This window comes from Microcoleus sp. MON2_D5, from assembly GCF_036701905.1.
GTDB lineage: Bacteria > Cyanobacteriota > Cyanobacteriia > Cyanobacteriales > Microcoleaceae > Microcoleus.
Map to the genome: position 1 here is coordinate 112,243 of NZ_JAUBRM010000006.1, position 25,203 is coordinate 137,445.

The window sequence follows — 25,203 nt, forward strand, 5'->3', positions numbered from 1 at the left end:
GAAGCGCACCTTACAATAACTTCATTTACTTATTTCTGATTAAAAAAACCGCAGACGATTTCACCAGGGTTGTTTTGTCCAAAGGTCAAAACTGTTCCATCTTTCTTAACTGTAGTGCGATCGCGGCAATTGTAGACTTCCAGAGGCTGTTTCACTCCATCAACACTCAGAATTACCCTGTATTCCCAATAATTTTTTGCACTGCGTTTGATATCGACAATGCAAATCTCGCGGCCTCGATCGTTGCGGCATACAGAGGCCTCAGCAGGAAGCGCCCAGAAAAAAGATATTAATAACAAAAAGTAGCAAACACATTTTATCATTCGCTATCTATTCCACTGCATAACCCGTATACTTCCGCATAAACGGCGGCTGAAATCCCCAAACAATATCCTCTTTTGGAACTCCGGCTATTACTAAATCTTCAGCAATATCATCTTCAGTGGCATTCCATTGAAGCCAAATTTTTCCGCCCTTGATATCTATGTGAATGCTACAGTGATGCACCCTAGTCTGCTTGTCCCAGCCCACATAAAAGATTTGGTAATGATCTCGTTCTGTATCAAGAATTGTCTCGACTTCAATGTCTCCGTGAGCAGGTTTGCGCTTGCCGTACTCCAGTAACATTTGCTGCACAATTTGCCGATATTTGCTTAATTTTTCCATGACCAACTTACTAAGTCCTATCTTACCTTTTTTGATAACCAACTGGCTCTATTTTTGCAAGCGACTTAGCAATTGGGTGCGCCCTCAAGTCGCGACATCATAAGATAGCTGAACCATACCAGAACTATATGTCTGACATCCAGTTAACTGCAAAGCTGTAGTATTTATGGGATTAACAAATAAAGGAATTCCCTCGCCTAAAATAAGCGGATGAACCGAGAGAATCACTTCGTTGACAAAGTTTTGATTCAGGAAATCGCGAATCAGCAGAGCACCTCCCACCAACCAAATATTCTTACCGTCAATCAAGCGCAAATCATTGACAAAACTCTCTAAATCTGTTACCATTTCGACATCAGAAGTGGCTTGAAAATCTAGATTTTTCGTAAAAACATAACTCTTTTTTTCCTGGTACGGATACTCGCCAAAAGTTAGAACTTGTTCGTAAGTCTTCCGACCCATGAGAACCGTATCGATGCTATCTAAAAATTTAGTATAACCGTAATTTTGGTCTGTAAACAGCCAGTCAATATCGCCATTCGATCGGGCGATATAACCGTCCAGACTAGATGCAATGAATAGTACAACTTTACGCATGGCAACACCGAGGTTTTGGGAATGATTGGGGCGATAATCGCCCGAATCACCTTAATTTTAAATGATTTAGTGTCGTGACGGTAGCTTGAGTTCGATACCCAGCTTTTGACCGACATCGATCGCCGTATTAGCAAAATCAGTCATGCCTGCGATGCCAACTCCGATCGCAGTACCCGCCGCTACAAGAGCTGTTAAGCTTTTCTTTAATCGAGTTTTATTCCATTGGTTCTCCGGTTTCTTGATTTCGGTTTCCACATCTTCAATATCGATAATTATCCCCTCGCGGATGTCTTCGGGAAACTGATCGGCGGTTTCACGCATCGAGGAAATCAGTTTCAGAAGTTCGGCGGTATTGGCGTTATTGTTTTGCAGGGATTGATTGCCAGCAACTTCGGCACTGTTCGACGAACCGCCGATATTGCCGGAGAAGTTAGCACCTTGAAAAGCACCTTGAAAGTTGTTGGTTTCAGAAGAATTTTGAGTCATTTTTGCTGAGGCTTTATTAATAATTGGTCTACTAACAGCTAGTTTAGCGATATCTACAAGGTCGTCATATTCTCTTCCGTATTTTTCCATTTCTCGATCGCCCATTTGGTTTCTGCGCCGAAGTTCGATCGACTCATAGCCATCCAGCAACTGCCGCAAATCGAGTTTGAGTTTAAGTTTGCCGACACGCACAGTATTTTCGCCCATATCCTCCAGCCCTAGCAATTCATCATAATCCAGCGGATCAGCATCCGGATAACCGGGAACCGGCACCCATTGACTGATTTCCAGATTGGCAAAAGAATTGTGGATTTTGGTAAACGTATCGCGAATCATGCTGAGGAAAGAACGCCGCGTCGATTCCCGCCCGCTAACGGCAATAAAGATTTTCTTATCTTCCGGGTCAGATTTGATCCGGGCGATGTTGTACACCTCAGCGCCTTCGGTGTACTCCAGCATAACCCCCGTGCGCCAGTGGGTGCAGTTGTGGATTTTCTCGTGCATGAGGACGATGAAGCGCGAGAGGATGCTGTCGGGGAGGATGCGGTAGTGATATTGAAATTCCAACGTTTCGCCTTGGAGTTCGGTATTTTCCGGTTGTTCTTTCGGCAAAATGCCGGGGATGAGGAAAGTCGGCCCGGGACAATGGCTGACGGGGAAGCAGAGTTCAAATTCGCCCATTAACCCGGTGAGGCAGTGGTAGCGGTGGCTGGGATATTTAGTTGAATCCAGGATAAGGCTGAGGTCGGTGTAGGTGAGAATGCCTTTGGTTTTGACTTTGAGTGCGTCGTCGCTGAGGAGGGCATAGATGCCTTCTGTCACCCAGTGGGGATTGAGGATGTTGGTGGATTGCAGGATGGGGTGTTCGCGGAAGTTGAGGACAATGCCCAGGTTGTGCAGGAGTCCGATCAGTTGGGTTTGGTCGGTTTCTGCCAGGATGTTTTCTGTGGCGCAGATGGTGGCGTATTCGCTGATGCTGATGATGTCTTTGTCGAGGTTTTCCAGGCGCTGCTTCACTTGGAACCAGCTTAGCGGCAAAAGATCGTAGACTTCTCTGAGTTGGGAGATTTCCGTGTGGATGGCGCTGCGGAGTTCCTCGATTCCGATGCCGCTTTGGCAAGAGGTTTCGATAATCGCTTTGATGTTGGGATATTTGTCGCGCAATGCTTTGCGGTTGAGATCCAGGGGTTGTTCGTCGCACTTGTTGCCGACGAGGATGACGGGGGAGGCGTCGCCGAAGCTTTCGATCAGTTTCAGCCAGTATTCGAGGCGGTTTTCGTCTTCGCTGGTGCGACAGTTGCACACGAGGAGGTAGAGGCTGCGTTTGGTAAGGAAAAATTGGTGGGTGGCGTGGTAGATTTCTTGTCCGCCGAAGTCCCAGACGTTGAGTTTTACGGGTTTGGTGTTGACTGTAATTTGCCAGTCGGTGATGTTGAGTCCGTCGGTTTGGGGCTGGTTGGGATTGTATTTGTTGTCGGTGAGGCGGTTGATCAGGGAGGTTTTGCCGACGCTGCCTTGCCCGACGAGGAGGACTTTGGCTTCGTTGAGGGGGCGGACTTCGCCACTGCGGAGTTGGCGCAGGTAGTTGAAGATGGCGGCGGGAGTACCGCAGTCTTTATACTGTTGGCCGGATCCTAGAACTTCTGGAGAAATGGGCAGGGGATTGTGGCGGAGGTCGAGTTTTTCAAGTTTGGGCAGTGTTTCCAAGCATTCCGGAATCTTTTCAATCTGATTGTTTCTGAGGGAAAGTTCTGTCAGATTCGACAGTTGGGCGATCGCATCTGGGATTTGGGCAATTTGATTGTAAATGAGGTCAAGCGATGTCAGATTCGACAGTTGCCCGATCGCTTCGGGAATTTCTGTAATCTGATTGCCACTGAAAAAAAGCACTGTCAGATTCGACAGTTGGGCGATCGCATCTGGGATTTGGGTAATCTGATTCTTCCAGAGGTAAAGGTTTGTCAGATGAGACAGTTTGCCGATCGCATCTGGGATTTTGGTAATCTGATTGCTACTGAGGTCAAGCCGTGTCAGATTCGACAGTTTGCCGATCGCATCTGGGATGGATGTAATCTGATTGTATCTGAGGTCTAGCTGTGTCAGATTCGACAGTTGCCCGATCTCCTCTGGGATGGAGGTAATCTGATTATTAGCAATCGAAAGTATTTTTAAGTTGGTTAATTGAAGAACAGCATCAGGAAACTCAGTTAACTTATTCCCAACCCGTTTCCATCCTTCCTCCAACTTCCCCAACACCAGCATCTCAAGCTGTGTGCACTTGCCAATCTCCGGCGGCAATTCCTCCAAGTCCAGCCCCGACAAATCGAGTTCCGTCAATTTTTCCTCGGCTGCTTGGTCAATTCGCCGCACTGCTTCCTCTCGCGTCATGCCCTTTGTCTCTCGGTAGGATTCTTTTTATTGTGACTGGAATTTTCGGTTGGTGGGGGGGAATTATCGCCCGTACTCTTGAACCACAAAAACCGGATGACTCAACCCAGGCTGATTCTGCTTTTTGATGGGAATCAGGCGATCGAACAGCGAATCAACATCCTGAAGATAGGCATGAAGAATAGTAACTTGTCCCAAGTAATCTCGATCGTCTTTACACACAATAATTCCTGCATGATGTTCACCGCCACGGTGTAGCGCCACAAAATCATCGCGATTGAAGCTAATTACCGCCCGATTTTGTTCAGTAGCAAATCGGAGAACCTCGTCATCAGGAATCCCTTGATTCGCTTGACCAGCATCATAGGAAGTTAAAACATCACAGTCAAGGCTACGCAAATGCTGGACCATTGCGATCGGGAAATTTTCACTCTTAATACAGCCTCACCCTTTCAATCATCGGTTTGATGAGAAACAATAATGCGATCGATTTCTTCCCGGTGGCGATCGTAATAACGCCAAGCATTCTCTAAATCGCGATCCGACAAACCTGGATAATTCCGAAGTAACTCAGCCTCATCAGCCCCCTGTTGGTGAAGCGAAACCAGTGTCCAAACAGGAATGCGCGTGTTGCGAATCCGGGCATTTCCTCCACAGACTCCAGGCGTACTCTGAATCGCCCTAGCCGAGAGTTTTTCTTGAAACAGCAAACTCTCTTCAGGTGTCAGCGACTCAATCACTTGAATTAAGGAGTCAACCAACTGAATGTTCATAGCTGGTAATTTACAGAATATATAATAGTGCGATCGCTCAAACTATCATAGCAAAATTCCCCAACACCAACCTCTCAAGCGGAGGGCACTTGCCAATCTGTGGCGGCAATTCCTCCAACCCGGCCAAATCCAATTCTGTCTGGCCTTCATCTGCGGCTTTGTCGATTAACTGCAACGACTCCTCTCGCGTCATATCCTTTGTCTTTCGGTAGTCTTCATTTTATTGTGACAGAACCAGATAAACTGGGTTTCCAAGGTCTGCGTGTGATACCTACTTACTTAAACTTTAGCTAATCTAAATATAAACAAATAATAAACCTCAATCTGATGTTTTTTCTCAACAGATGACAAAGGGTGATAAACTGGGGATAGGAAGTTATTTGTCTATGAACCAAATTAAACGTGTTGCCATAGTGGGAGGAACCCACGGAAACGAACTCACAGGAATTTACCTGGTGAAAAAATTCGATCGCGCGCCAGAGTTAATTCGGCGATCGACTTTTGAAACAATCGCCCTGCTAGCAAATCCCAAAGCTTGCGAAATCGGGACACGCTACATCGATATCGACCTCAACCGCTGCTTTAGAAAGCAAGATTTAGAAAATCCCCATCTCTCCAGCTATGAAGCGCAGCGGGCGAAAGAAATCTACCGCCTTTTTAGTTCAAAAAACACTCATCTGCCAAACTTAATTATCGATTTGCACAGCACCACGTCAAACATGGGGCTAACATTTATTCTCGCCAGCCATCATCCATTTAACCTGCAACTAGCAGCTTATTTAACCTCTGTCTATCCCCACCTCAAGGTACTCGCTTCTACAACCAAGAATCATGATAGTCTTTTGCTGCGATCGCTGTCCGAATTAGGCGGTACGCTGGAAGTTGGTGCAGTGCCGCAAGGCGTCTTGGATGCGTCTTTATTTCAGCAAACTGAGCAAGTTGTGTGCCGAATTTTAGACTGCGTAGAAGCCTACAATCAAGGCACAATGCCTGCTGCAAATAATCCCCTGACTATTTATCACACCATTGGGGCGATCGACTATCCCAGAAACGAGAACAGAGAAATTCAGGCAATGATTCATCCTCATCTGCAATCCAGAGATTATGAAGCCCTAAATCCCGGCGATCCGATGTTTTTGACCTTTGATGGTGAGTCGGTATTGTATGAAGGTAAATCGACCGTTTATCCAATTTTCATTAACGAGGCTGCTTACTACGAAAAAGGAATTGCCATGTCTTTTACCCAAAAGCAAATAGTCAGTCTTGAGTAGAAATTTAAAACTTAGTCTTGAGAAGTTTCAGGGGACAAAAACTCCTCTTTAGAAGCCGTAGTAAAAGAACGAAATTCCTTCCATATTTCCAAACTGAGAATACAGGTAATCAGCCACACCACACCAGCCGTATAACCAGCAATAACATCGGTAGGCCAGTGAACTCCTAGATAAAGCCGACTCAAACCAATAGCAGCAATTAATACAACTGTCAAGCTGTAAATCCACCAGCGTTGCTTGGGAAAGCGCGCACCCAAGAAATATCCTAGCAAACCGTAAATAACCATGGAAATCATCGCGTGGCCGCTAGGAAAACTGTAAAAGCGAACGTCAACAACGCGCTCCCAAAGTTGAGGTCGATCGCGAGCAAAAAGTTTTTTTAATAGTAAATTTAAACCGAGCGCCCCCCCACCGGTGATCGCAATAGTTGCGGCTTCCGATCGGTGATTGCGCGCTAGCAAAACAATACCCAAGCTCAGACAAATCGCTAGCAGCAACTTCGGCTCGCCCACAAAGGTAAAGCCCAGCATTACTCGATCGCGCAGCGGAGTGTGAAGGCTCCTGAGATATAGTAAAATAGAGGTATCGAAAGCGTAACTTTGTTTTCCCAACACGTCTTCGGCAAGGGTGGAAAATCCCCACATCCCCAAAGCAGCAACAGCAAGCCCGGCCAGCCGAATTATCGAAATGAGCGATCGAATTTTAGAACGCATTTTCTAAGTAATTAAAATTTTAAAATTTCCAACTCAAAATAATACCACAAGTATGGGAAACGAAAACGCCTTACCAATCGTCTAGATTCTTGAGCAACTATATTCTGAACCATTAATTGATTTTTCACTACCCACCTCAGCTTTTACATCCCATCGGCGAATGACTATACTCTCCACAAAATACATTTCTGCAATTTTGTTGACCTTGGGGTTGACAAGTCTTTATAGCTGTGCTACTAACAGCGGAGTAAGTGCGCCGATCGCCGAAGCCCACACGATCGCCCAGCGTCTCGTCTCGACCGCAGTCGCCCAAAAGCCGAACAACCCGCAATTCGGCCAGCCGATCGACTGTACCCTAGGAAAAGACTGTTTTGTATTGCTGTATTTCGATCGAGAACCCGGCCCCACAGCCGTCGATTTTGGCTGCGGGCGCCAAACCTACGACGGCCACGACGGCACAGATTTTGCCATTCCCGACGCCAAAGCAATGGCAAAAGGAGTTCCAGTTATTGCCTCCGCTGCAGGCAAAGTTTTGCGATCGCGAGATGGTGTGGTCGATCGGCGTTTACAAAACGAGACAGAGAAAGCCAACATCGCAGGTACAGAATGCGGCAACGGCATGGTAATCGACCACGGCGGTGGTTGGGAAGCCCAATACTGCCACCTCCGCAAAGGCAGCGTTGCGGTCAAACCGGGTACGCAGGTACAAAAAGGCACTGTTTTGGGCATGGTGGGAAACTCTGGGATGGCATCTTTCCCCCACGTACACGTAACTTTTCGCTATCAAGGCAAACCCGTAGATCCGTTTGTCGGGCCCGACGCGAAGGTAGGCTGCAACATCGCCCGCAATCCAATTTGGGACAAGCCTCTAGACTATATTTCCACAGGTTTAATTCGGGCCGGTTTTGCCAATAAGCCGCCCGATATTAACGCCCTCTGGGAAGGACAATTTTCCGAGACTCAACTCCCTGCAAACAGTCCAGCTTTGTTGTTTTGGGTGCAAAGTTACGGAGTGCTCAAGGGCGATCGCGAACAATACAAATTATTTGCACCCAACGGCACAACCATTGCTGACCAGACCAATGAAATTAAAGCCCCCAGCCGCACTTGGTTGGGTTATGTCGGCAAAAGAAACAGTACAAATTCTCCTCTGACTCCCGGAGTTTGGCGGGCCGAATATCGGTTGACGCGGGGCGATCGAGTTTTGACAGAAGTCAAGCGAGAAGTTGAGTTGCGTTAGTCGCCAAGTTACTCATACCAAATTCCTTTGAAAACGAGCATCAAATATGTTAAAATAACAAAAATATTTTTTCATTTTTGATGGTCAAATTTTGGGAGCATCTCATATTTGTAAAAACACTTCTTCTGGCTCCTTACTTCTGACTCTTTCCTCCTGGCTCCTGGCTCCTAACTCCTATTTCTAGCTTGGCTGCTTTCATTGAGATGCTCCCCACATTTTCCTTGCCTCATAATAAAAATGTCATACAGCCAATTCACAAACCTAGAAATGATAGAAACCAACTTTGGCATAACCATTGCTGACAAAGTTGGTATTTTTGCCGATTTACCAGACGCCGAGTATAGCGAGCTTCTCAGCCAAACTCTGCAAGAAAACATTTCTTTAGCTTTAGCAATTAATACCGAAAAAGCTCGCTCAGAATTAATTGTCACACCTATTTTAGTAGAACTTAGAAAGCAGTTTAAGTATCAAATTAGCTTTTTTTCAGGAAAAGAGTTTAATGTAGATTTAGAAAAAGGATTAACGGGTTTCTGTGATTTTATGATTAGTCGTTCTCCCGAACAACTCCTAATCAAAGCCCCCGTTGTCGCCTTAGTAGAAGCTAAAAATGATAATATCCAAGCTGGGCTTCCACAATGTATGGCAGAAATGATTGCAGCTCAAATCTTTAATGAAAGAAGAAAGAATAATATTTCCGAAATATATGGAGTGGTCACAACAGGAACTAATTGGAAATTTTTACGGCTTAGTAATCAACTTATGGAAGTTGATTTAAATGATTATTTTATTGATAATATTAGTAAAATTATTGGCATCTTAAAATATTTGATCGATGCAGCTAACCTATGAAACTGGGAGCCAATTTATGAATTTTCCTCAATAGAGATAAATTTAACAATGACTTAACCAGAATTTTTACAATATCACAAATTATCCGGGACAATCTAGCTTTCATCAGCTTGTTGTCGCCGGCTCGATCACTCCTCCTTCCGCGTCGAACGCGAGGGTTCGGGAGGGTGGTTTGGATGTGGAAAATTTAGGGCAAATTGTTCCAAGCTTGAGCCACAATGTCGCTCAGCCATAGCCTCTGAGCAAAATCGAGCAGATTGTCGTCCGCGAGTACCTCAGCCTTTAATTCATCCAAAGACTGAGATCGCGATCGAGCTATTTGGATCACACCCGCGATCGCCGACGCCACCAATTCTTCATTCAGTGGCTGCTGTCGCAAAGCAATCATTTCTTGAGGATTCGTAGGAATGGGATAATTCATAGGAGTGCATACCAAAGGGAGTAGATATTCAGCCGTTGCGGGCCAACCGAGAGCAAGAGCGATCGAAAACCTAAAAATCTGAGAACATTGTAAACTTATTTAAAACTCAATAAGTATTCGGGAGTATAGCCTACTTTGCTCCCTTGTCAACTCCCCCATCTTTATTAATTTATTCAGAATTGAGAGCCTAATCATGCAAGAAATTCTTTATCTAGAAGTCCCCACACCGGATACAGCAGCCGTCTGCACTTGGTTGCAGCACGAATTCGATCCCGGAATCGGAGAAAAAATTATTACTGCTGACGGCTTTCGCCTGCTTTCACCAGCCACAACAGCCGAGGTTCTCAAGTCTGGAACTCAAAAGGCCAATCCAAAACCCGCCTTGGCTGACACCAATTCAGGAAACCAAAATTGGCGATCGACAGAACTTTCCACCTTTGTCTGGTCACTGCAACGCACCACTTATTTAAAAGTCTTTCGTCTAGAAGAGGCGCCTGCGGGAGAAAAAAAGTTCCTGGAAGCTCTGAATCTTGCTGTGAAAAACAAGTTTCCCGATCGCTACCCGGAACCCCCTGTCATAGACCTCTCCAAACACTCAATTTTTGACGCTCTTGCCCCCTATTACCCCCTCACCGTCAAATACTTCCAAAAAATGCCTCAAGGCGAATACGACCTCAAGCGCGTCTACTGGTGGGAACAACGTTGGCGCGAAGGCACTCGCAATCCTCAAAAGCCAAAACAAGTAGTGTTTTTGAAGGAAGAGGGAACAGGGAAGAAGGAAGAAGGAAGAGGGAAGAAGGAAGAGGGAACAGGGAAGAAGGCAGAAGACACGATTTTGGTGTCTGATTCTGGCGATACTTTTTATGACTTAATTTATATTGGCGGGGCCTTGGGAGTGATTCACGCCGCAGTCATGGCGAAATTGGGCTACCGGGTGCTGCTAGTTGAACGAATGCCTTTCGGGCGAATGAATCGCGAGTGGAATATTTCGCGGGATGAAATTCAAAGCTTAATTGATTTGGGTTTATTTAGTGCTGCAGAAATCGAAACTTTGATTGCCAGAGAATACAAAGATGGCTACAACAAGTTTTTTGATGCTAACAATCCGCCCGTTGCTCAAGCGCCAGTTCTGCACACACCGAAGGTACTCAATGTAGCTTTGGACGGCGAAAAATTGCTGAATTTAGCGGGAGTTAAGCTAACAGAAGCTGGTGGGGAAATCTGGGACGAAACTGAGTTTCTCAGAGCCGATGTAGAAGCAGAAAAAGTAGTAGTTCAAGGCCGCCACTTGCCGACAAAAGCCGATCGCACAGCATTAGGACGGCTGCTGGTGGATGCAATGGGTTCGGCTTCTCCCATCGCTTGGCAATTGAACGAAGGGCGGACTTTTGACAGCGTTTGTCCGACAGTGGGAGCAGTCATCGACGCAGGATTTGAGCCGGGAGTGTGGGATTCCGAGTACGGGGATGTACTCTACACTCACGGGGACATTTCCCGGGGGCGCCAGCTCATCTGGGAGTTGTTTCCCGGCGCCGGCACAGAATTGACAGTTTATCTATTTCACTACCACCAAGTACATCCAGAGAATCCCGGTTCTTTGCTGGAAATGTACGAGGATTTTTTCGCAATTTTGCCGGAATACCGCCGCTGCGATGTCGATAAATTGGTGTGGAAAAAACCGACCTTTGGTTATATTCCGGGGCATTTTAGCAGCAACAGCAGCGATCGCTCCGTGGCGATCGATCGCCTAGTCTCGATCGGCGACGCAGCATCCTTGCAATCTCCCCTCGTTTTCACCGGCTTCGGCTCTCTTATCCGCAATCTTTTCCGCTTAACAGACCTTTTGGATACAGCATTAAAGCACAATTTGTTGACTGCAAATCACTTAAACCAAATTCGCGCCTACCAAAGCAATGTTTCCGTAACTTGGCTGTTTTCTAAAGGTATGATGGTTCCTACCGGCAGCAGTTTGCCGCCTCAAAGAATTAATTCAATTCTCAATACCTTTTTCGGTATTTTGGCAGGACAAAAACTCACCGTAGCCGAAACTTTTATTAAAGACAGAATCGACTGGCTAACTTTCAATCGACTGGCGCTCGAAGCAGCCGGAAAAAACCCTTCTCTCCTCTTGTGGATTTTAGATTTTGTCACCTTGAGGGATATTTGGCGCTGGCTGGGAAGTTACGTGAATTTTACTCTGCTGGCTGTGGCCAGTTTGCTGTTCGGATGGCTTCCCAGCTTCGCTCGCAGGGTACAACCTTGGTTGGAGCCCCGGTATCCGGCTGTTTGGCTGTGGCTGTTGGCTACCAGCTATGCTCTCACCTACGGCCTGGGAAAGGCGAGAAAAGAGTTTTGAGTTTTGAGTTGTGACTCAAAACTAGCAACTTCAATTCGCTATCGAAAACTCGGCAATTCAATTTCAGCTAGCGATCGGCGTTTTTTAGAAGCCCGCAGCGGACTGGCAATCAAGCTCAGCCAGTCTGGTTGGGCGACTGCTGTAGGTTTTGCCACACTCGATCGCACTTCTTGAATGCCAAAGGTTTCAACAGAGTTCAAAATTTGAAAAGCCCTGGCCAATTCTTGGGCGTCCACTTTGGTAGCAGTTTCGGGTTCAGACTCAGCCACCGGCAGTTCAGGTTCGGCAACCGGTTCTGCCAAGTCAGTTGCCGGCTCATCAGGCTGGGAGGTTTCGCTCTTGTGCAATTGAATGCCGGATACTTCGGCTAATTTGTTGAGTTCCAGATTGGCTGGGGATTCAGGCTCGATCGCATCGACAACAACCGCTACCTCTGGATGCTCTTCGGTTTCGGACCAAGGTTGGACAGGGGAAGCGTTAAAGGCTGGCGGCAGCGGAACTTGAGAGCTTTTGACCGCAGCGAGCAAGGATTCTAATTGCGCGCTGGCGGTATCCTCTGCATTGTCAGGCGACTCGCTCCTCGATGACTTTACCTGCGGCCTGTCCAAACTTCTTTCCAAGGCAGCTTTGAATTGCAGAGTGTGGCGCTGCTGGCGGTGCAAGCGGGCTCGCAATTCCCGGCAAATATTTTCTGTGGCTACTAACTGGTGTAACTGTTCGTTGTAGCGCTGCACAGTAGACGCACATTCTCGCTCAACAGTCGCTAGCCTGACTTGGCTCGTTGCCAACTGACTTCTTAAATTTTCGACTAAAATTTCTTGACTTTGGAGGGTTTGATGGGAAACTTCCACTTTGCCAAACAGCCGCGTCAATTGTTCTTGAGTATTTTCCAGTTCTGCAGTCCGCTGTTCTAGCAAAGTTTCGCGATTCTGCAATGTTTTTTGGGACTCTTCGAGAGCTGTTTCTAGCTGGGCGATGCGCTGTAAAAGGTCGCGGTTGCATTCGTGCAGCGCTTGCATTAGGGTGACTGGGGTCGATCCTTTGCCCTTGGCCTGTTCGGCATTCCCAAGCATATTTTTTAGATTGTCTGAAATCGGGGGCGAGCCCGCCTCAGTCGGCTGTGTCGGAGATTGCGACTTTTTTGTTTCAGGTATTGTAGGAATTGCATCTACACTGATGGCGTTGGGAAAATCTACTGTTTGCCAGTCTTCTTCTGGCTGTTGGGGAACCGTTGCGGGAGGGTCTGTCGCATCGGGGGCGATCGGCTCAAAACCCCCAGCAGCAGCAAAATCTGAGTGCAATGGTTCGGTATCGCATGGAACAGCAGGGTGCGGTTGGTGCTGATGGGCTCGAAGATCAGCTTCTGACATGGCTTTTTATCCCAATACTCACAGGGTCTCAGATACAGTCTATCCTTAGAGATTCTCCAGAAGGAAGCCCCTAAGTGATAGTTTTTGGCATTTTTCCGATTTTTTGGGACAAGAACCTCTGAATCGAGTGGCGCGATCGAACTATAGCGTTCGGAACAAGTCCGATGGAAGTCGCCACAAGCAAGAAGGAAGAACCAATAAAATCAAGGGTTTGAGCAATTAAGAACGTCCTAACCGTTTTAGCTGTTGCGCTATACAACCCGAACTCAAATTAACGTGTAAGATGCGCGCACCAGCAACCTCCGGCTGTGAGTTTTTCGCCGCGAGTCCTATCAAAATGATTTTTCTCAATCTCTAATAGCAGTTTCAAACAATGATGCCACTGTAGACCCCTGATCCAAACCCAGGCAGAATAAGTTATTCCCAATTCTTTAATTCTTTAATCTAAAATGGTATAACTTCCTGTTTCGGCATCCGGGCGATCGCCTAAGCTTTAACAACTGCAAAATGTTTGTCAATGATTGCTGGAACTTCTGCCGGTGCAATGCGACTGTAGCGAGTTTTGTCCGGCATTAAAACTATATTGGGGCCGGCTTTGCACTGTTTGAGACATCCGGTTCCCTGTACTGTCACTTTGTCTTCTAAACCGCGCGAATTCAAAGCATTTTCTAAAGCTTTACAGACTCCTCCAGCGCCCCGCTTCAGGCAGTCTGATTTTTGACATACTAATATTTTGGTTTGGGTTTTTGCCGGAGCTTTTACAGTTTGAGCTGCTGTGGCAGAGGTGAATTCACTTTTGCCGATCGCGCGATTGTCGGATGTCCATACCGCAACAGGCAGATTGGTGGAGTCGAGCAGTTCTGGCGATCGATCGTTTTGACCTTGAGCCAGCTTGAGGCTGCGAGCTTTAAGTTTTATTTTACCGTTTTTCAAGTTGATTTCTTTCTCACCTACAACTTCAACTTTCAAACCGGGCGTCAAAACAGGTAACAGAAATGACCGCAATTCCTTGCACAGTTTAACAAGATATTCTACTCCCCGAGCATTGCTAATTCGCAAATATTTAAGTTTGCAGCCATCTTCAATAATCAGACCGAGTATTTCTCCCTCTAAACTGAATTCGGAAACTTGCTTGCCAGACTTATACATTGTTATGACTCCTTTAAATCCGTTACATCCGTTACATCTTGTACACTGAGCTTTGCCGAACTTCCTTCTACCTTGAAGCCTTTTGCCAGCAGCACTCCAGCCATTCCACCAGTTCGTCCCGAGGGGCACTGACTTGCCTCAACACGCTCATTAACTGAGCCGCTTGTTTAGCTGTGTTGACTTTTGCCCGCAAAGGTTGGTCAACCGCACACCAGCAGGGAATTTCTAGTTCTTGCAAGCGTTTGTAAACTTGCCACCTATCTAGCCAACTAACTTGCACAATGTCACAAACTTCTAATTCTGGATCTGCTGGATTCATTTTTTAACAACAGTAATAATTTGCATTAATTTTTACCCTGAATGGTAGCGGGTAGAACTTAAAAGCCAGATTTCAGCAGAACATCAAAGATGATCGAAAGCCCTTCCTGAAAAATTCTGCCTTTTGCCCTCTGCCTTCTGCCTTCAGAAGGTTCGCCCCACTTTCAGGAAGCGTTCAGAACTAGGATCTTGTTCAAGCATAACCCAACTGCTAATAATTCTCAATAGGTTTACAAAAAAAATTTCCTACTCTATAAAATCTTCTACTATCGAGGCAGACGCTGCTTGACTGGTAAATTTACGGTGCTAGACTGACTCTATTGGCAACAAAACTGCCTATTGAGAGGAGAACACACATGGCTGAGACTCAGAGTGCATTGAGACCGTTTGGACACATAGCCGAAAACCCAGTTCTACTGGAACATTCAGTCACAGCACCGATTTGTGAAGGGATGAACGCGCTGCTGGCCAGTTTCCAGGCTCTATACCTGCAATATCAAAAACATCATTTTGTGGTGGAAGGGGCAGAATTTTACTCCTTGCACAAATTCTTTGAAGAAAGCTACGGAGAAGCTCAAGATAGCGTCCACGAGTTGGGCGAACGGTTAAACGGGTTGGGCGGCATACCGGCAGCTAGCTTTAGCAAGTTAGCCGAGCTGTGCTGTTTTGAGCCGGAAGCCGACGGCGTATATTCCTGCCGCCAGATGCTAGAACACGATTTAATTGCGGAGCAAGCTATCCTCGGTTTGCTGCGGCGTCAAGCAGGACAAGCAGAAAGTTTGGGCGATCGAGCTACGCGCTACCTCTACGAAAAAATCCTGCTGAAAACAGAAGAGCGGGCTTATCACATTTCTCACTTCCTCGCCCCCGATACCTTAGTGCAGTTGAACTTGAACTAACAATTCTTCTTCTTATTCCTCTTCCTTCGCGCCCTTTGCGCCTTCGCGGTTCGTTATCTTAGATCAAAAAAAAAGCGAGCAGTTTTGTGACTGCCCGCTTTTTTTATACAAAGTGCGTTTATCCCCAGGGAATTAAGGCGCTAAAGCATTGCCGCGCAACAAGCTACCAATGGTTTTCGCAGTAATCTTCATCTGCACGAAAGGATTGGCCGGTACTACTGTTTTATACAAATAGCTATCGAATGTGAGCTTTTGCACATCGCGATCGGCACACATTTCCACAAAAGCTTCGCGAGTAGCGTCGGAACGGTAGAACACGCGCTGCAAAATGTCGAGAACTTTGTAAGTAATGCCGTAGGCTTTATCCCACCGCTTCAGGTAAATCTTAATTTCCTCTTCAGTCGGAATGCGCGCGCCTTTATTGGAAATCTCCACAATAGTTTCGGCGCACATCCGGCCAGACTTGGCGGCAAAATAGATACCTTCGCCGGAAGACTTGGTAACGTAACCTGCGGCGTCGCCTACGAGAGCAACTCGGCCGACAACCCGGCGGGGACGCGGATGTTCCGGGATGGGGTGAGCTTCCACTTTAATAATCTCACCGCCCATCAGTTTTTTGGCAGCGCGGGCGCGAACGCCTGCTTGCAGCTTTTTGATGCTGGCTTGATTGACTTTCATCGTGCCGGTACCGACGGCTACGTGGTCGTATTTGGGGAACACCCAAGCGTAGAAGTCGGTAGATACGTCGTCGCCGACGTACATTTCGGCTAAGTCTTCGTAGTAAGCCATTTTATCTTCTGGCAGGCGGATGCGCTCTTGGAAGGCGATCGCATAATTGTAGTCGCCAGCGTCGATCGCCTTTGCTACGCGGGAGTTGGCGCCGTCAGCCCCGATTACCAAATCGACTTTCAGAGTTTTCTGAATTCCCATTGCGCTGCCGTCGGAGTGGTCGGCATAGTGGAGAGTGTAGGGGTCTGTATTGTTGCCGGGAATTTCTAATTTGTGAACGGTGCCGTTAATCAGTTTTGCACCCAACGAAGCGGCGCGATCGCGCATGAAGCCATCGAGCACTTCGCGGCGGCACATACCGATGTATTCGTGTGCGTTTTCAATATTGATGTCCACCTCGACGTTGGAGGGGGAGATCATTTTCATTTTTCTGACTTGGCGGTCAATAATACTTTGCGGCAAATCAAATTCGCTGACCATGCACAGGGGAATCGCCCCACCGCAGGGTTTGGCGTTGTCTAATTTACGCTCGAATAGGTATGTTTCGATTCCTGCTTTTACCAATGTTTCGGCGGCGGAAGAACCCGCAGGGCCTGAACCTACTACTGCAACCCTTAGTGTCAAAGCTTTTCTCTCCAGTTTTTTTCTATAGGCATTACTCAGGTGTGATGGTATCACGGACTTTGGATGCGGTGGCGTGAAGCAGGGGAGATTTCAATGAAATGAAACAGAGCTTAACAGTTCGATACGAAAATCGGGTTTCGGGCAGTAGGTGCGATCGAAGATCTTAAATCTTTAACGGCAGATGAACGCGGATGTGCGTTGATGTGCAGTGGTGTGTCCTGGTGTGCGATCGAAGATTTTGCCCTATTTTCTAAGAACAGGCTTTCCGGCCTGTTCCACAAAGAATGAATTTTCTGCTTGTGGGGTGGGCTTCTAGCCCGCCCGGACATGAACAGGCTTTCCGGCCTGTTCCACAAAGAGTGCATTTGGTTTTTGTGGGGTGGGCTTCTAGCCCGCCCCTAAGAGGTTAGAACCAGTCCAATAAGTTACATTAAAGTTACTTGCACTTATATCTAAAATTCTTATGCTCGGTAATTTTCAACAAAGCAACCTGCGGATTGAGCTTGAAGCTTCCGAAACAGCGATTAGAGACAGCTTGTTGCGTCCGAGTCAATTGCAGCAGTGGATGTGGCCGCAGCAGTTGTCTAGCGGTTTGCCGGAAGAATTTGCTCAAGGTTTGACCTTTACAAGTTGGCTGGGCCCCGTGGCAGTTCAGCATCACGTTGATATTGCTGAGCACAATTGTCTGCGGCTGTTATTGAGTCAGGGAATTGACGGATTTCACGAGTGGTATTGGGGCGATGGTTGGGTGCAGTCTCGGTTGGAGGGAGTGTCGCTGCTGCCGCTGAATTTGGGGCAAACGGCTAGTTTACTGCGGCTGCGGGAGTTTGTAGCCCGGAAGGGGAAGTAGATAAATGACTCTCCAAAATCCTTAGAACAAAGTCTGGTAGTCCTGCATAGCAACGAAAAATCCTAAACACTTTTAGGGGTCAAGAAGTGTTGTAATCATGGATAAAATACCAGAAGGCCCCACATTATTGGAAAGCTTTTTAGATTAGGAAAGACTCTTTCTTACAACAATAGCGAGATATCCTGTACATCAGGGAGTTCTTGCATCTTTCGATATCAGAAGTTTTGCCCGTATCTTTCCGACAGATTTGTGTCGCTGGCGAGGCAAAACTTTTTTATATGCGACCAAAAAATCTGTATAATAGACGGCACATTGTCTGTCAACTGCTTGGAGGGAATCCGACAAACCTTTAGCACCCATTTCAACTCGACTTCCTATATATAGCCATCCTAAATCATTTGTGAATTTCTTACTCCCTCCCCGCGAGTTCGGGGAGGGTTGGGGTGGGGTAAAAAATTTACGACTCATGTAGGATTGCTATAAACCGCTAGAATTTTTTTGGTTAAGGCATCAATTGGCAGCTCTTTCCACTGCTTGTTCCCCTTATTGTCTACAAACGACTACATTTCATCATGTTGGAGCGTTAGCTTGTCTTGGTTTTTTGACTTTACTTGAACTTTCCGGGGGACTGATGCTAATTGTTGAAAAAGACATAGTATTGGAACCAGCGGGGGGACACCTTCGTGACTTTGACAATCGCGACTCAAGATATTTTTTCTAATAAAAGCTGATCTCTCAATTTTTTGTTTCTTCTGAAATCCTTTGATGTCTAGGGTTTTAAACAAACTGCCTGTGACAATATATATATTTAAAGTTTTGCTTAGCGCTGGGGGTGGGACAATTTTTAACGATGTTTGGATAACCGAAACGGGGACAATTCATGGAGTTGAGAATTAACCAGGCTTAGATACGTAGGCATTATAACTCATTACCCTTACTCTGCCTGACCGCGTGAAAGCTACTTAGCTGCCGAAAAACTAAGAGTGTGTTATAAAAACATGATTTGTTCCTTTCTAAAGCGCTATTCTCGACACAACGAACCCGGTGTGTTTTGACTGCGCGTTAATTTTTAGCAAGAAAATAAATATGCTCTCCATTCCAGGCATTGCCGTCCAGACACTTCTCTATGAAAGTGCCAACTCTCTGGTTTACCGGGCCATCCGGAAAGCGGATAACCAGCGGATTATCCTCAAACTTCTCAAAGAAAGCTACCCCACACCTCAAGAATTGGTGCGCTACCGCACCGAATACCGAATCACCCAAGAGTTGAAAGAGGCGGGAGTCGTGCGAGTATATGACTTGCAAAAATACCAAAACAGCCTCGTGATGTTTGTGGAGGACTTTGGCGGTGAATCCTTGAAAATATGGATGCAGCAGCGCTCCTTTACTCTTGAAGAATTTTTGCTGCTCGCTATTGCTACAACTGAAACTTTAGGACAAATTCACAGTGCCAATATTATCCACAAGGATATTAACCCTTCTAATATAGTATTCAATCCAGCGACCGGACAGCTCAAAATTATCGACTTTGGCATTTCCACTCAGCTAACGCGAGAAATGCCAACCCTGAAAAATCCCAACGTTTTAGAAGGAACCTTCGCTTACATCTCGCCGGAACAAACTGGTAGGATGAATCGCTCTATCGATTACCGCACTGACTTTTACTCCCTCGGTGTCACCTTCTACGAATTGCTGACAGGAAAACTGCCTTTTGAGACAGAAGACGCTTTAGAGCTAGTTCACTGCCACATTGCCAGACAACCAGTTCCCCCGCACGAAATCAAGCCAGAAATCCCCCTAATTGTCTCGCAAATTGTCAGCAAGCTGATGGCAAAAAATGCGGAAAATCGCTATCAAACTGCATTGGGGCTCAAGCAGGATTTAGAAATGTGTCTGGTTCAATTACAAGAAACCGATAGCATAGAAGAATTTGACTTGGGAACGCTGGATCTTACAGACCATTTCCTGATTCCCGAAAAGTTATACGGCAGAGAAACAGAAGTTTTTCATCTATTAGCGGCCTTTGAAAGAGCTCGTAATGCTAGTGCCGAAATGATGCTAGTTGCTGGCTTTTCTGGGATTGGTAAAACCGCAGTAGTGAATGAAGTGCATAAGCCGATCGCCCGACAGCGTGGCTATTTTATCAAAGGCAAATACGACCAATTCCAGCGCAATATCCCCTTCAGTGCATTTGTGCAAGCATTTCGGGAATTGATGGGACAATTATTATCAGAAAGTGACGCTCAGTTACACAGATGGAAAACCCTGATTCTCACCGCAGTAGGCGAGAGTGGGCAAGTCTTGATTGACGTAATTCCTGAATTAGAACACATCATTGGCGCTCAACGTCCTGCACTAGAATTGTCGGGGAGTGCAGCACAAAATCGCTTCAATCTGCTGATGCAGAAATTTGTGCAAGTATTTACCCAAGCAGAACATCCCTTAGTGATGTTTTTGGACGATTTGCAGTGGGCAGATTCGGCATCGCTGCAATTGCTACAAGTGTTAATGCAGGATAGGGGGCATCTGTTAGTATTGGGTGCTTATCGGGATAATGAGGTATCACCGGCTCATCCGTTTATGTTGACTGTGGATGAGATTGTGAAGTCTGGAGCCACGGTGAATACGATTACCCTGCAACCGTTGAGTTTAGCAGATCTCAATCAGTTGGTAGCAGATACGCTGATTTGCGATTTATCTTTAGCCGGGCCCCTGACAGAATTGGTTTATCAAAAAACCCAAGGTAATCCCTTTTTCTCGACTCAATTCCTCAAAGCCTTGTATGAAGAGGGTCAAATTATTTTTAACCCCCCTCAATCCCCTCTTAGTAAGGGGGGCAGTAAAGGGGGGTGGCAGTGCGATATTAATCAACTTAAATTTGCCGACGCCTCGGATGTGGTGGAGTTTATGGCGGCGCAATTGCAGAAGTTGCCTGCCAAAACTCAGGATGTTCTCAAACTTGCTGCGTGCATTGGGGCACAGTTTGATTTAGATACCTTGGCAATAGTCAACGAAGAATTACCAGAACCAACGGCATCAGCGCTGTGGAAAGCCTTGCAAGAAGAACTCATTTTAGTGATTTCAGAAGGCTATAACTTTATTCAAACAGATGCTCAATCCCCGAATCAGTCTGTTGCTAATCCAACTTATAAGTTCCTGCACGATCGCGTCCAGCAAGCGGCTTATTCATTGATTCCCGACGACCAAAAACAAGCCACTCATCTGAAAATAGGACAGTTACTGCTACAAAGTTCTTCCGAGATAGAAACAGAAGAAAAACTATTTGATATAGTGGGGCATTTAAATCAAGGAATTGAGTTAATCCATCAATTAAGTGAACGCTCAGCCTTAGCCCAACTCAACTTAGAAGCTGGACGTAAGGCTAGAAATTCTACCGCCTACGCTGCGGCAAATATCTATCTACAAACGGGAATTGAGCTACTGACACCTCAATGCTGGCAAACTCAATATGAATTGGCGCTAAATCTCTATGTTGCTGCTGCTGAAATTGCCTATTTGAATGGTGACTTTGATGGTATGGAACAGATGGCAGCACTGGTTTTGCAAGAAGCCCAAACAATTTTAGAGCGAGTTAAAATTTACGAAATTAAAATTGCGGCTCAGACAGCCCAGAGCAAGGTATTAGAAACGATCGCAGTAGCAAGAGACGCACTCTTACAATTGGGGATTGAACTCCCTGCCGAACCTGATGAAGCCAAGATTGGCAAAGCGCTACAAGCCCTTGCGGGCCAACTAAGTGGCAGAAAGATTGAGGAATTGGTTGACCTACCTGTGATGACAAATCCACAGACTCAGGCAGCTATACAACTGTCTGGTATGTTGTTTCCACCCATTTTCCAGGGAATGCCCGGTTTGCTGCCGCTGCTGAGCTCCACGATGGTGAGTTTATCGCTCTCCTTTGGGAATGCGCCCGCATCGACAGTGGGTTATGCGATGCACGGGATGGTTTTCTGTGCCTTTTTACAAGAGGTGGAAACGGGCTATGGCTTTGGGCAATTGGCACTTTCATTGCTCGATCGGTTGAATGTGCCCGAATTCAAGTCCACAGTTCTACTTTTGTTTGGTGGCTGGATTCAGCATCGCCAAGAATCTCTTTTGGCAACGATACCGACGCTGAAAGAGGGCTATAGGTTTGGTATGGAAACAGGCGACTTTGTAGACGCTGGCTACAACATATATATTTGTTTTTATACTCATTTATTCGCTGGTGTAGAACTAGACACTTGGGAACCAGAAATAGCAAGTTACAGGGCTGTCATGGCGCAGTTGAAACAATATTCTGCTGGGGTTTATTTGGATATGATTCAGCAGACGGTGCAAAACTTGAGGGAAACCCATATTCGGCCGGATTTGTTAATAGGCTCTGCCTACGATGAAACGGTGATGATTCCCAAGCACTATCAGGATAATGAATTCACGGCGATCGCTTGTGCCTGCATCTACAAACTGCTGCTTGCTTACTGCTATGGCAATTACACGGCTGCCCTAGACCACATTACCCAAGTCAAACAGTATTTGATGGGAGTATCTGGATCGGCTTTTGTTCCAATTTTTCATTTTTATGCCGCCCTGACGCACCTGGCACTTTTTCCCGCACAGCCAGCAATTGAGCAAACTGAAATTATTGCCTTAGTGGAAACCCATCAAAGCACGCTGCAACAGTGGGCGCAAAATGCTCCCATGAATTATCTGCATAAATGGTATTTAGTGGAAGCAGAACGGCAACGGGTGTTGGGCAATAAAGCCGAGGCGATTGAAATGTACGATCGTGCCATTTCTGGAGCCAAAGAAAACAAATATGTTAATGACGAAGCCCTGGCAAACGAAATCGCAGCCAAATTCTACTCGGAATGGGGCAAAACAAAAGTTGCTCAAGCCTACATCTTTGAGGCGTATTATTGTTATGTTGAATGGGGAGCCACTGCTAAGGTAACGGATTTAGAAACGCGATATCCCCACTTATTCGCGGTAACTCAACCGGGAAGGAACAACACTCAAACTACCGTAGCAATGACAACGACTGGTTCGGGGAATCACCTAGATATCACCGCAGTCATGAAGGCTTCTCAGGCGATTTCTGGAGAAATTATGCTAGATAAGCTACTGTCTAGCTTGATGAAAATTTTGATTGAAAATGCAGGGGGGCAACGAGGCTATCTGATTTTGTTAAGCCAGGGAAAACTATTAATTGAAGCTGAAGGAACAATAAATTCCGCACAAGTGACCGTGTTGCATTCAATCCCCGTTGAAACCTGTCAAGAACTTTCCTCCGCAATTGTCAATTATGTGGCTCGCACTCAAGAAAGCGTCGTACTGGATGATGCTGCGCGATGGGGACAATTTACCAACGACCCCTACATCCAAAAGCATCAACCTAAATCAATTTTATGTGTGCCGCTGATTAACCAATCTCAAATCATCAGTATTGTTTACCTAGAAAATAATCTGACAGCGGGAGCTTTTACGCCAGAAAGAGTGGAACTATTAAAAGTGTTATCTGGACAGGCGGCGATCTCGATTCAAAATTCTAAGCTTTATACAGAAGTACGCGAAAATGAAAGCAGGCTGGCTCAACTCAACAAAGCTTACGAGCGATTTGTTCCCCATCAATTCCTCCAGTTTTTAGAGAAATCAAGCATCATTGATGTGGAATTGGGCGACCAAGTGCAGTTAGAAATGTCCGTGTTGTTTTCCGACATTCGCGATTTCACTACGCTTTCGGAAACTATGACGCCGGAGGATAATTTCAAATTTATTAATTCCTACCTTTCTCGTATGGAACCTGTTATTAATCAAAATCACGGGTTTATTGATAAATATATTGGCGATGCGATTATGGCGCTGTTTAGCGGTGAGGCGGATAATGCGGTGAAAGCGGGAATTGCTATGCTGCACCGTCTCGTTGAATACAATAAATACTGCGCCAACGCTGGCTGTGCCCAGATTCAGATTGGGATTGGGATTAATACGGGTTCTTTGATGCTGGGAACGGTGGGCGGACCAAATCGCATGGACGGTACGGTAATCAGCGATGCGGTGAATTTAGCTTCTCGCGTGGAAAGTTTGACAAAAAATTATGGGGTGTCACTGTTAATTACCCAGCCAACTTATACGCGCCTGAAAAATCCATCTCAGTACACAATTCGCACTCTAGACACGGTAAAAGTCAAGGGAAAATCCCAAGCTGTGACGATTTATGAGGTGTTTGATGCAGATCCGCCAGAAATTAAACAGGCCAAGTTAGCTACGCTGGAATTGTTTGCAGAAGCTAGGGCACTTTACTCGGAAGGGAAGTTATTTGAAGCGGCGCGGCTGTTTTCCGAGTGTTGGCGTCAGAATCCGGGCGATCGCGTTGCTAAAATTTACTGGGAACGCTGTGAGTCTGCATTGGTGACTCGCACAAAAATCAAAGACAGGCTACACAATTTACATTAAACGGTTGCTATACCTGAAAATCAAAGCAAAAGTGCGATCGACTGTTGATGCACCATACAAATTAGGCGATCGAAATCGGGTAGGTATGTTGTTGCGCTAAAGCGCTTTAGCGCAACAACATACGAAGTCTAAAAAGTTACTGCCTGAACTATACTGCTGGCAGTGACTCCTTTCAAGACAGCTAAATATTCCCCTGTTACCTGATACTGAATTATAGTATCGTTCACAAAAGCGCCTGTTCCTTGATAAATATTTAACTGGCTAAAAGCCAAGGGGCTAATTAAATCAATTTTGTCTTGATTGAGGGTAAAATCAGTAATCACATCAGCAGCGGAAGCGTCAGTTCCACCAGTGCCGATCGCGAGGGCAAACACATCAAAACCAAATCCGCCTGTGAGAGTGTCGGCACCGATTTCTCCAAATAAGTAATCATTGCCCCCGTCGCCAAACACGATATCGTCGCCATCGCCGCTTTCAATGCGATCGTTTCCCTTACCGCCGTAAATCAAGTCAATACCGCCGTCACCCCGAATAAATTCAATGCCTTGGCCGCCAAAAATAATATCATTGCCATCGCCGCCCCTGATGCCGTCATCCCCTTTTTGTCCGTAAAGCAAGTCATCTCCGGCTTTGCCATGAATATAGTCATTGCCGGGGCGTGCGTGGATAATGTCGTTTAATGCCGATCCTGTCATGCGATCGTCCTTATCTGTCAAACCGATTACTGACTTGTTCAACAAGGTTTTGACATCGCCTAAGTTATCGTTATCGCTGATATTGACTGTGAGAGGGGCGAGGAGGTTATTATACAATGTGTCAGTGCTGGTAGTGGCGTGGCTAATTGTGCTGACCCGATCGCCCTCAACAACCGCATCGTCAACCGCAGTCACCGTTACCGTTTGGGCGACATTCCAATTGGCGGAAGTAAAAGTAAGGGCCCTTTGGCTGACAGTAACTTGAGTTTCAGGGGTAATGGCGACGGTGACATTAGCAGTTGGCTGAGTATTTAGTCGCACTTTGTATATATCGCTGCCCAAGCTTTCGAGTA

The 25,203-nt window shown here is 46.2% G+C and carries 21 protein-coding genes; 7 read left to right on the forward strand and 14 right to left on the reverse strand.

Annotated features, from left to right (window positions below; genetic code table 11):
* Positions 1-29 precede the first annotated feature (29 nt).
* The 7 genes from QUA47_RS03925 to QUA47_RS03955 all read right to left on the reverse strand — a co-directional run bounded on the left by QUA47_RS03925 (position 30) and on the right by QUA47_RS03955 (position 5,103).
* On the reverse strand, positions 30-323 hold the full coding sequence (locus QUA47_RS03925; RefSeq protein WP_333429792.1) for a hypothetical protein: 294 nt from the start codon (positions 321-323) through the stop codon (positions 30-32).
* A gap of 7 nt (positions 324-330) precedes the next feature.
* The gene (locus QUA47_RS03930; protein ID WP_190732840.1) at positions 331-666 is read right to left on the reverse strand and encodes a XisI protein; all 336 of its coding nucleotides are present in this window, start codon (positions 664-666) and stop codon (positions 331-333) included.
* Positions 667-750: 84 nt separating this feature from the next.
* Positions 751-1,263: a dihydrofolate reductase family protein gene (locus tag QUA47_RS03935; RefSeq protein WP_333429793.1), complete on the reverse strand. Its 513-nt coding sequence runs from the start codon at positions 1,261-1,263 to the stop codon at positions 751-753.
* A gap of 66 nt (positions 1,264-1,329) precedes the next feature.
* Positions 1,330-4,137, reverse strand: coding sequence for a leucine-rich repeat domain-containing protein (locus tag QUA47_RS03940; protein WP_333429794.1), 2,808 nt, complete (start codon positions 4,135-4,137; stop codon positions 1,330-1,332).
* 63 nt (positions 4,138-4,200) lie between these two features.
* Entirely contained in the window at positions 4,201-4,575 is a 375-nt protein-coding gene (locus tag QUA47_RS03945; RefSeq protein ID WP_333429807.1) for a DUF5615 family PIN-like protein, read from the reverse strand.
* A gap of 14 nt (positions 4,576-4,589) precedes the next feature.
* Positions 4,590-4,910, reverse strand: a complete 321-nt coding sequence (locus QUA47_RS03950) for a DUF433 domain-containing protein (RefSeq protein ID WP_333429795.1) — start codon at positions 4,908-4,910, stop codon at positions 4,590-4,592.
* A 37-nt stretch (positions 4,911-4,947) separates the two neighbouring features.
* The gene (locus QUA47_RS03955; protein WP_333429796.1) at positions 4,948-5,103 is read right to left on the reverse strand and encodes a hypothetical protein; all 156 of its coding nucleotides are present in this window, start codon (positions 5,101-5,103) and stop codon (positions 4,948-4,950) included.
* A gap of 193 nt (positions 5,104-5,296) precedes the next feature.
* Between QUA47_RS03955 and QUA47_RS03960 the strand changes: the two genes are divergently transcribed.
* Positions 5,297-6,181 carry an aspartoacylase gene (locus QUA47_RS03960; protein WP_333429797.1) on the forward strand — a complete coding sequence of 295 codons (885 nt, stop codon included), beginning with the start codon at positions 5,297-5,299 and terminating at the stop codon, positions 6,179-6,181.
* Between the two features lie 11 nt (positions 6,182-6,192).
* Here the strand turns inward: QUA47_RS03960 and QUA47_RS03965 are convergent, their stop codons facing one another.
* Positions 6,193-6,894: a phosphatase PAP2 family protein gene (locus QUA47_RS03965; protein WP_333286450.1), complete on the reverse strand. Its 702-nt coding sequence runs from the start codon at positions 6,892-6,894 to the stop codon at positions 6,193-6,195.
* A 160-nt stretch (positions 6,895-7,054) separates the two neighbouring features.
* Here QUA47_RS03965 and QUA47_RS03970 point away from each other — a divergent pair, with 160 nt between their 5' ends.
* Complete coding sequence (locus QUA47_RS03970) at positions 7,055-8,134, forward strand: M23 family metallopeptidase (protein WP_333429798.1); 1,080 nt, start codon at positions 7,055-7,057, stop codon at positions 8,132-8,134.
* Positions 8,135-8,401: 267 nt separating this feature from the next.
* Positions 8,402-8,983: a hypothetical protein gene (locus QUA47_RS03975; RefSeq protein ID WP_333429799.1), complete on the forward strand. Its 582-nt coding sequence runs from the start codon at positions 8,402-8,404 to the stop codon at positions 8,981-8,983.
* Positions 8,984-9,170: 187 nt separating this feature from the next.
* Here the strand turns inward: QUA47_RS03975 and QUA47_RS03980 are convergent, their stop codons facing one another.
* Complete coding sequence (locus QUA47_RS03980) at positions 9,171-9,404, reverse strand: hypothetical protein (RefSeq protein ID WP_190662685.1); 234 nt, start codon at positions 9,402-9,404, stop codon at positions 9,171-9,173.
* 193 nt (positions 9,405-9,597) lie between these two features.
* Between QUA47_RS03980 and QUA47_RS03985 the strand changes: the two genes are divergently transcribed.
* A complete protein-coding gene (locus QUA47_RS03985; RefSeq protein WP_333429800.1) occupies positions 9,598-11,760 on the forward strand; it encodes a flavin-dependent dehydrogenase in 2,163 nt (720 codons plus the stop codon).
* Positions 11,761-11,798: 38 nt separating this feature from the next.
* Here the strand turns inward: QUA47_RS03985 and QUA47_RS03990 are convergent, their stop codons facing one another.
* From QUA47_RS03990 to QUA47_RS04000, 3 genes are all read right to left on the reverse strand, one after another.
* Positions 11,799-13,130 (reverse strand): hypothetical protein, encoded by a 1,332-nt coding sequence (locus tag QUA47_RS03990; RefSeq protein WP_333429801.1) that lies wholly within the window; start codon positions 13,128-13,130, stop codon positions 11,799-11,801.
* 486 nt (positions 13,131-13,616) lie between these two features.
* Entirely contained in the window at positions 13,617-14,279 is a 663-nt protein-coding gene (locus QUA47_RS03995) for a (2Fe-2S) ferredoxin domain-containing protein (protein ID WP_333429802.1), read from the reverse strand.
* Positions 14,280-14,346: 67 nt separating this feature from the next.
* Positions 14,347-14,598 carry an Asr1405/Asl0597 family protein gene (locus tag QUA47_RS04000; protein ID WP_006632870.1) on the reverse strand — a complete coding sequence of 84 codons (252 nt, stop codon included), beginning with the start codon at positions 14,596-14,598 and terminating at the stop codon, positions 14,347-14,349.
* 355 nt (positions 14,599-14,953) lie between these two features.
* Between QUA47_RS04000 and QUA47_RS04005 the strand changes: the two genes are divergently transcribed.
* Positions 14,954-15,496 carry a Dps family protein gene (locus tag QUA47_RS04005; protein ID WP_006632871.1) on the forward strand — a complete coding sequence of 181 codons (543 nt, stop codon included), beginning with the start codon at positions 14,954-14,956 and terminating at the stop codon, positions 15,494-15,496.
* A 132-nt stretch (positions 15,497-15,628) separates the two neighbouring features.
* Here QUA47_RS04005 and chlP read toward each other — a convergent pair whose 3' ends face one another.
* Positions 15,629-16,849: a geranylgeranyl reductase gene (gene chlP / locus QUA47_RS04010; RefSeq protein ID WP_039887052.1), complete on the reverse strand. Its 1,221-nt coding sequence runs from the start codon at positions 16,847-16,849 to the stop codon at positions 15,629-15,631.
* A 463-nt stretch (positions 16,850-17,312) separates the two neighbouring features.
* Here chlP and QUA47_RS04015 point away from each other — a divergent pair, with 463 nt between their 5' ends.
* Positions 17,313-17,699: a hypothetical protein gene (locus QUA47_RS04015; RefSeq protein ID WP_190738401.1), complete on the forward strand. Its 387-nt coding sequence runs from the start codon at positions 17,313-17,315 to the stop codon at positions 17,697-17,699.
* 1,086 nt (positions 17,700-18,785) lie between these two features.
* Positions 18,786-24,155, forward strand: coding sequence for an AAA family ATPase (locus tag QUA47_RS04020; protein ID WP_333429803.1), 5,370 nt, complete (start codon positions 18,786-18,788; stop codon positions 24,153-24,155).
* Between the two features lie 128 nt (positions 24,156-24,283).
* Here QUA47_RS04020 and QUA47_RS04025 read toward each other — a convergent pair.
* On the reverse strand, positions 24,284-25,203 hold a 920-nt coding region (locus QUA47_RS04025; protein ID WP_445302480.1), incomplete at its 5' end, for a calcium-binding protein.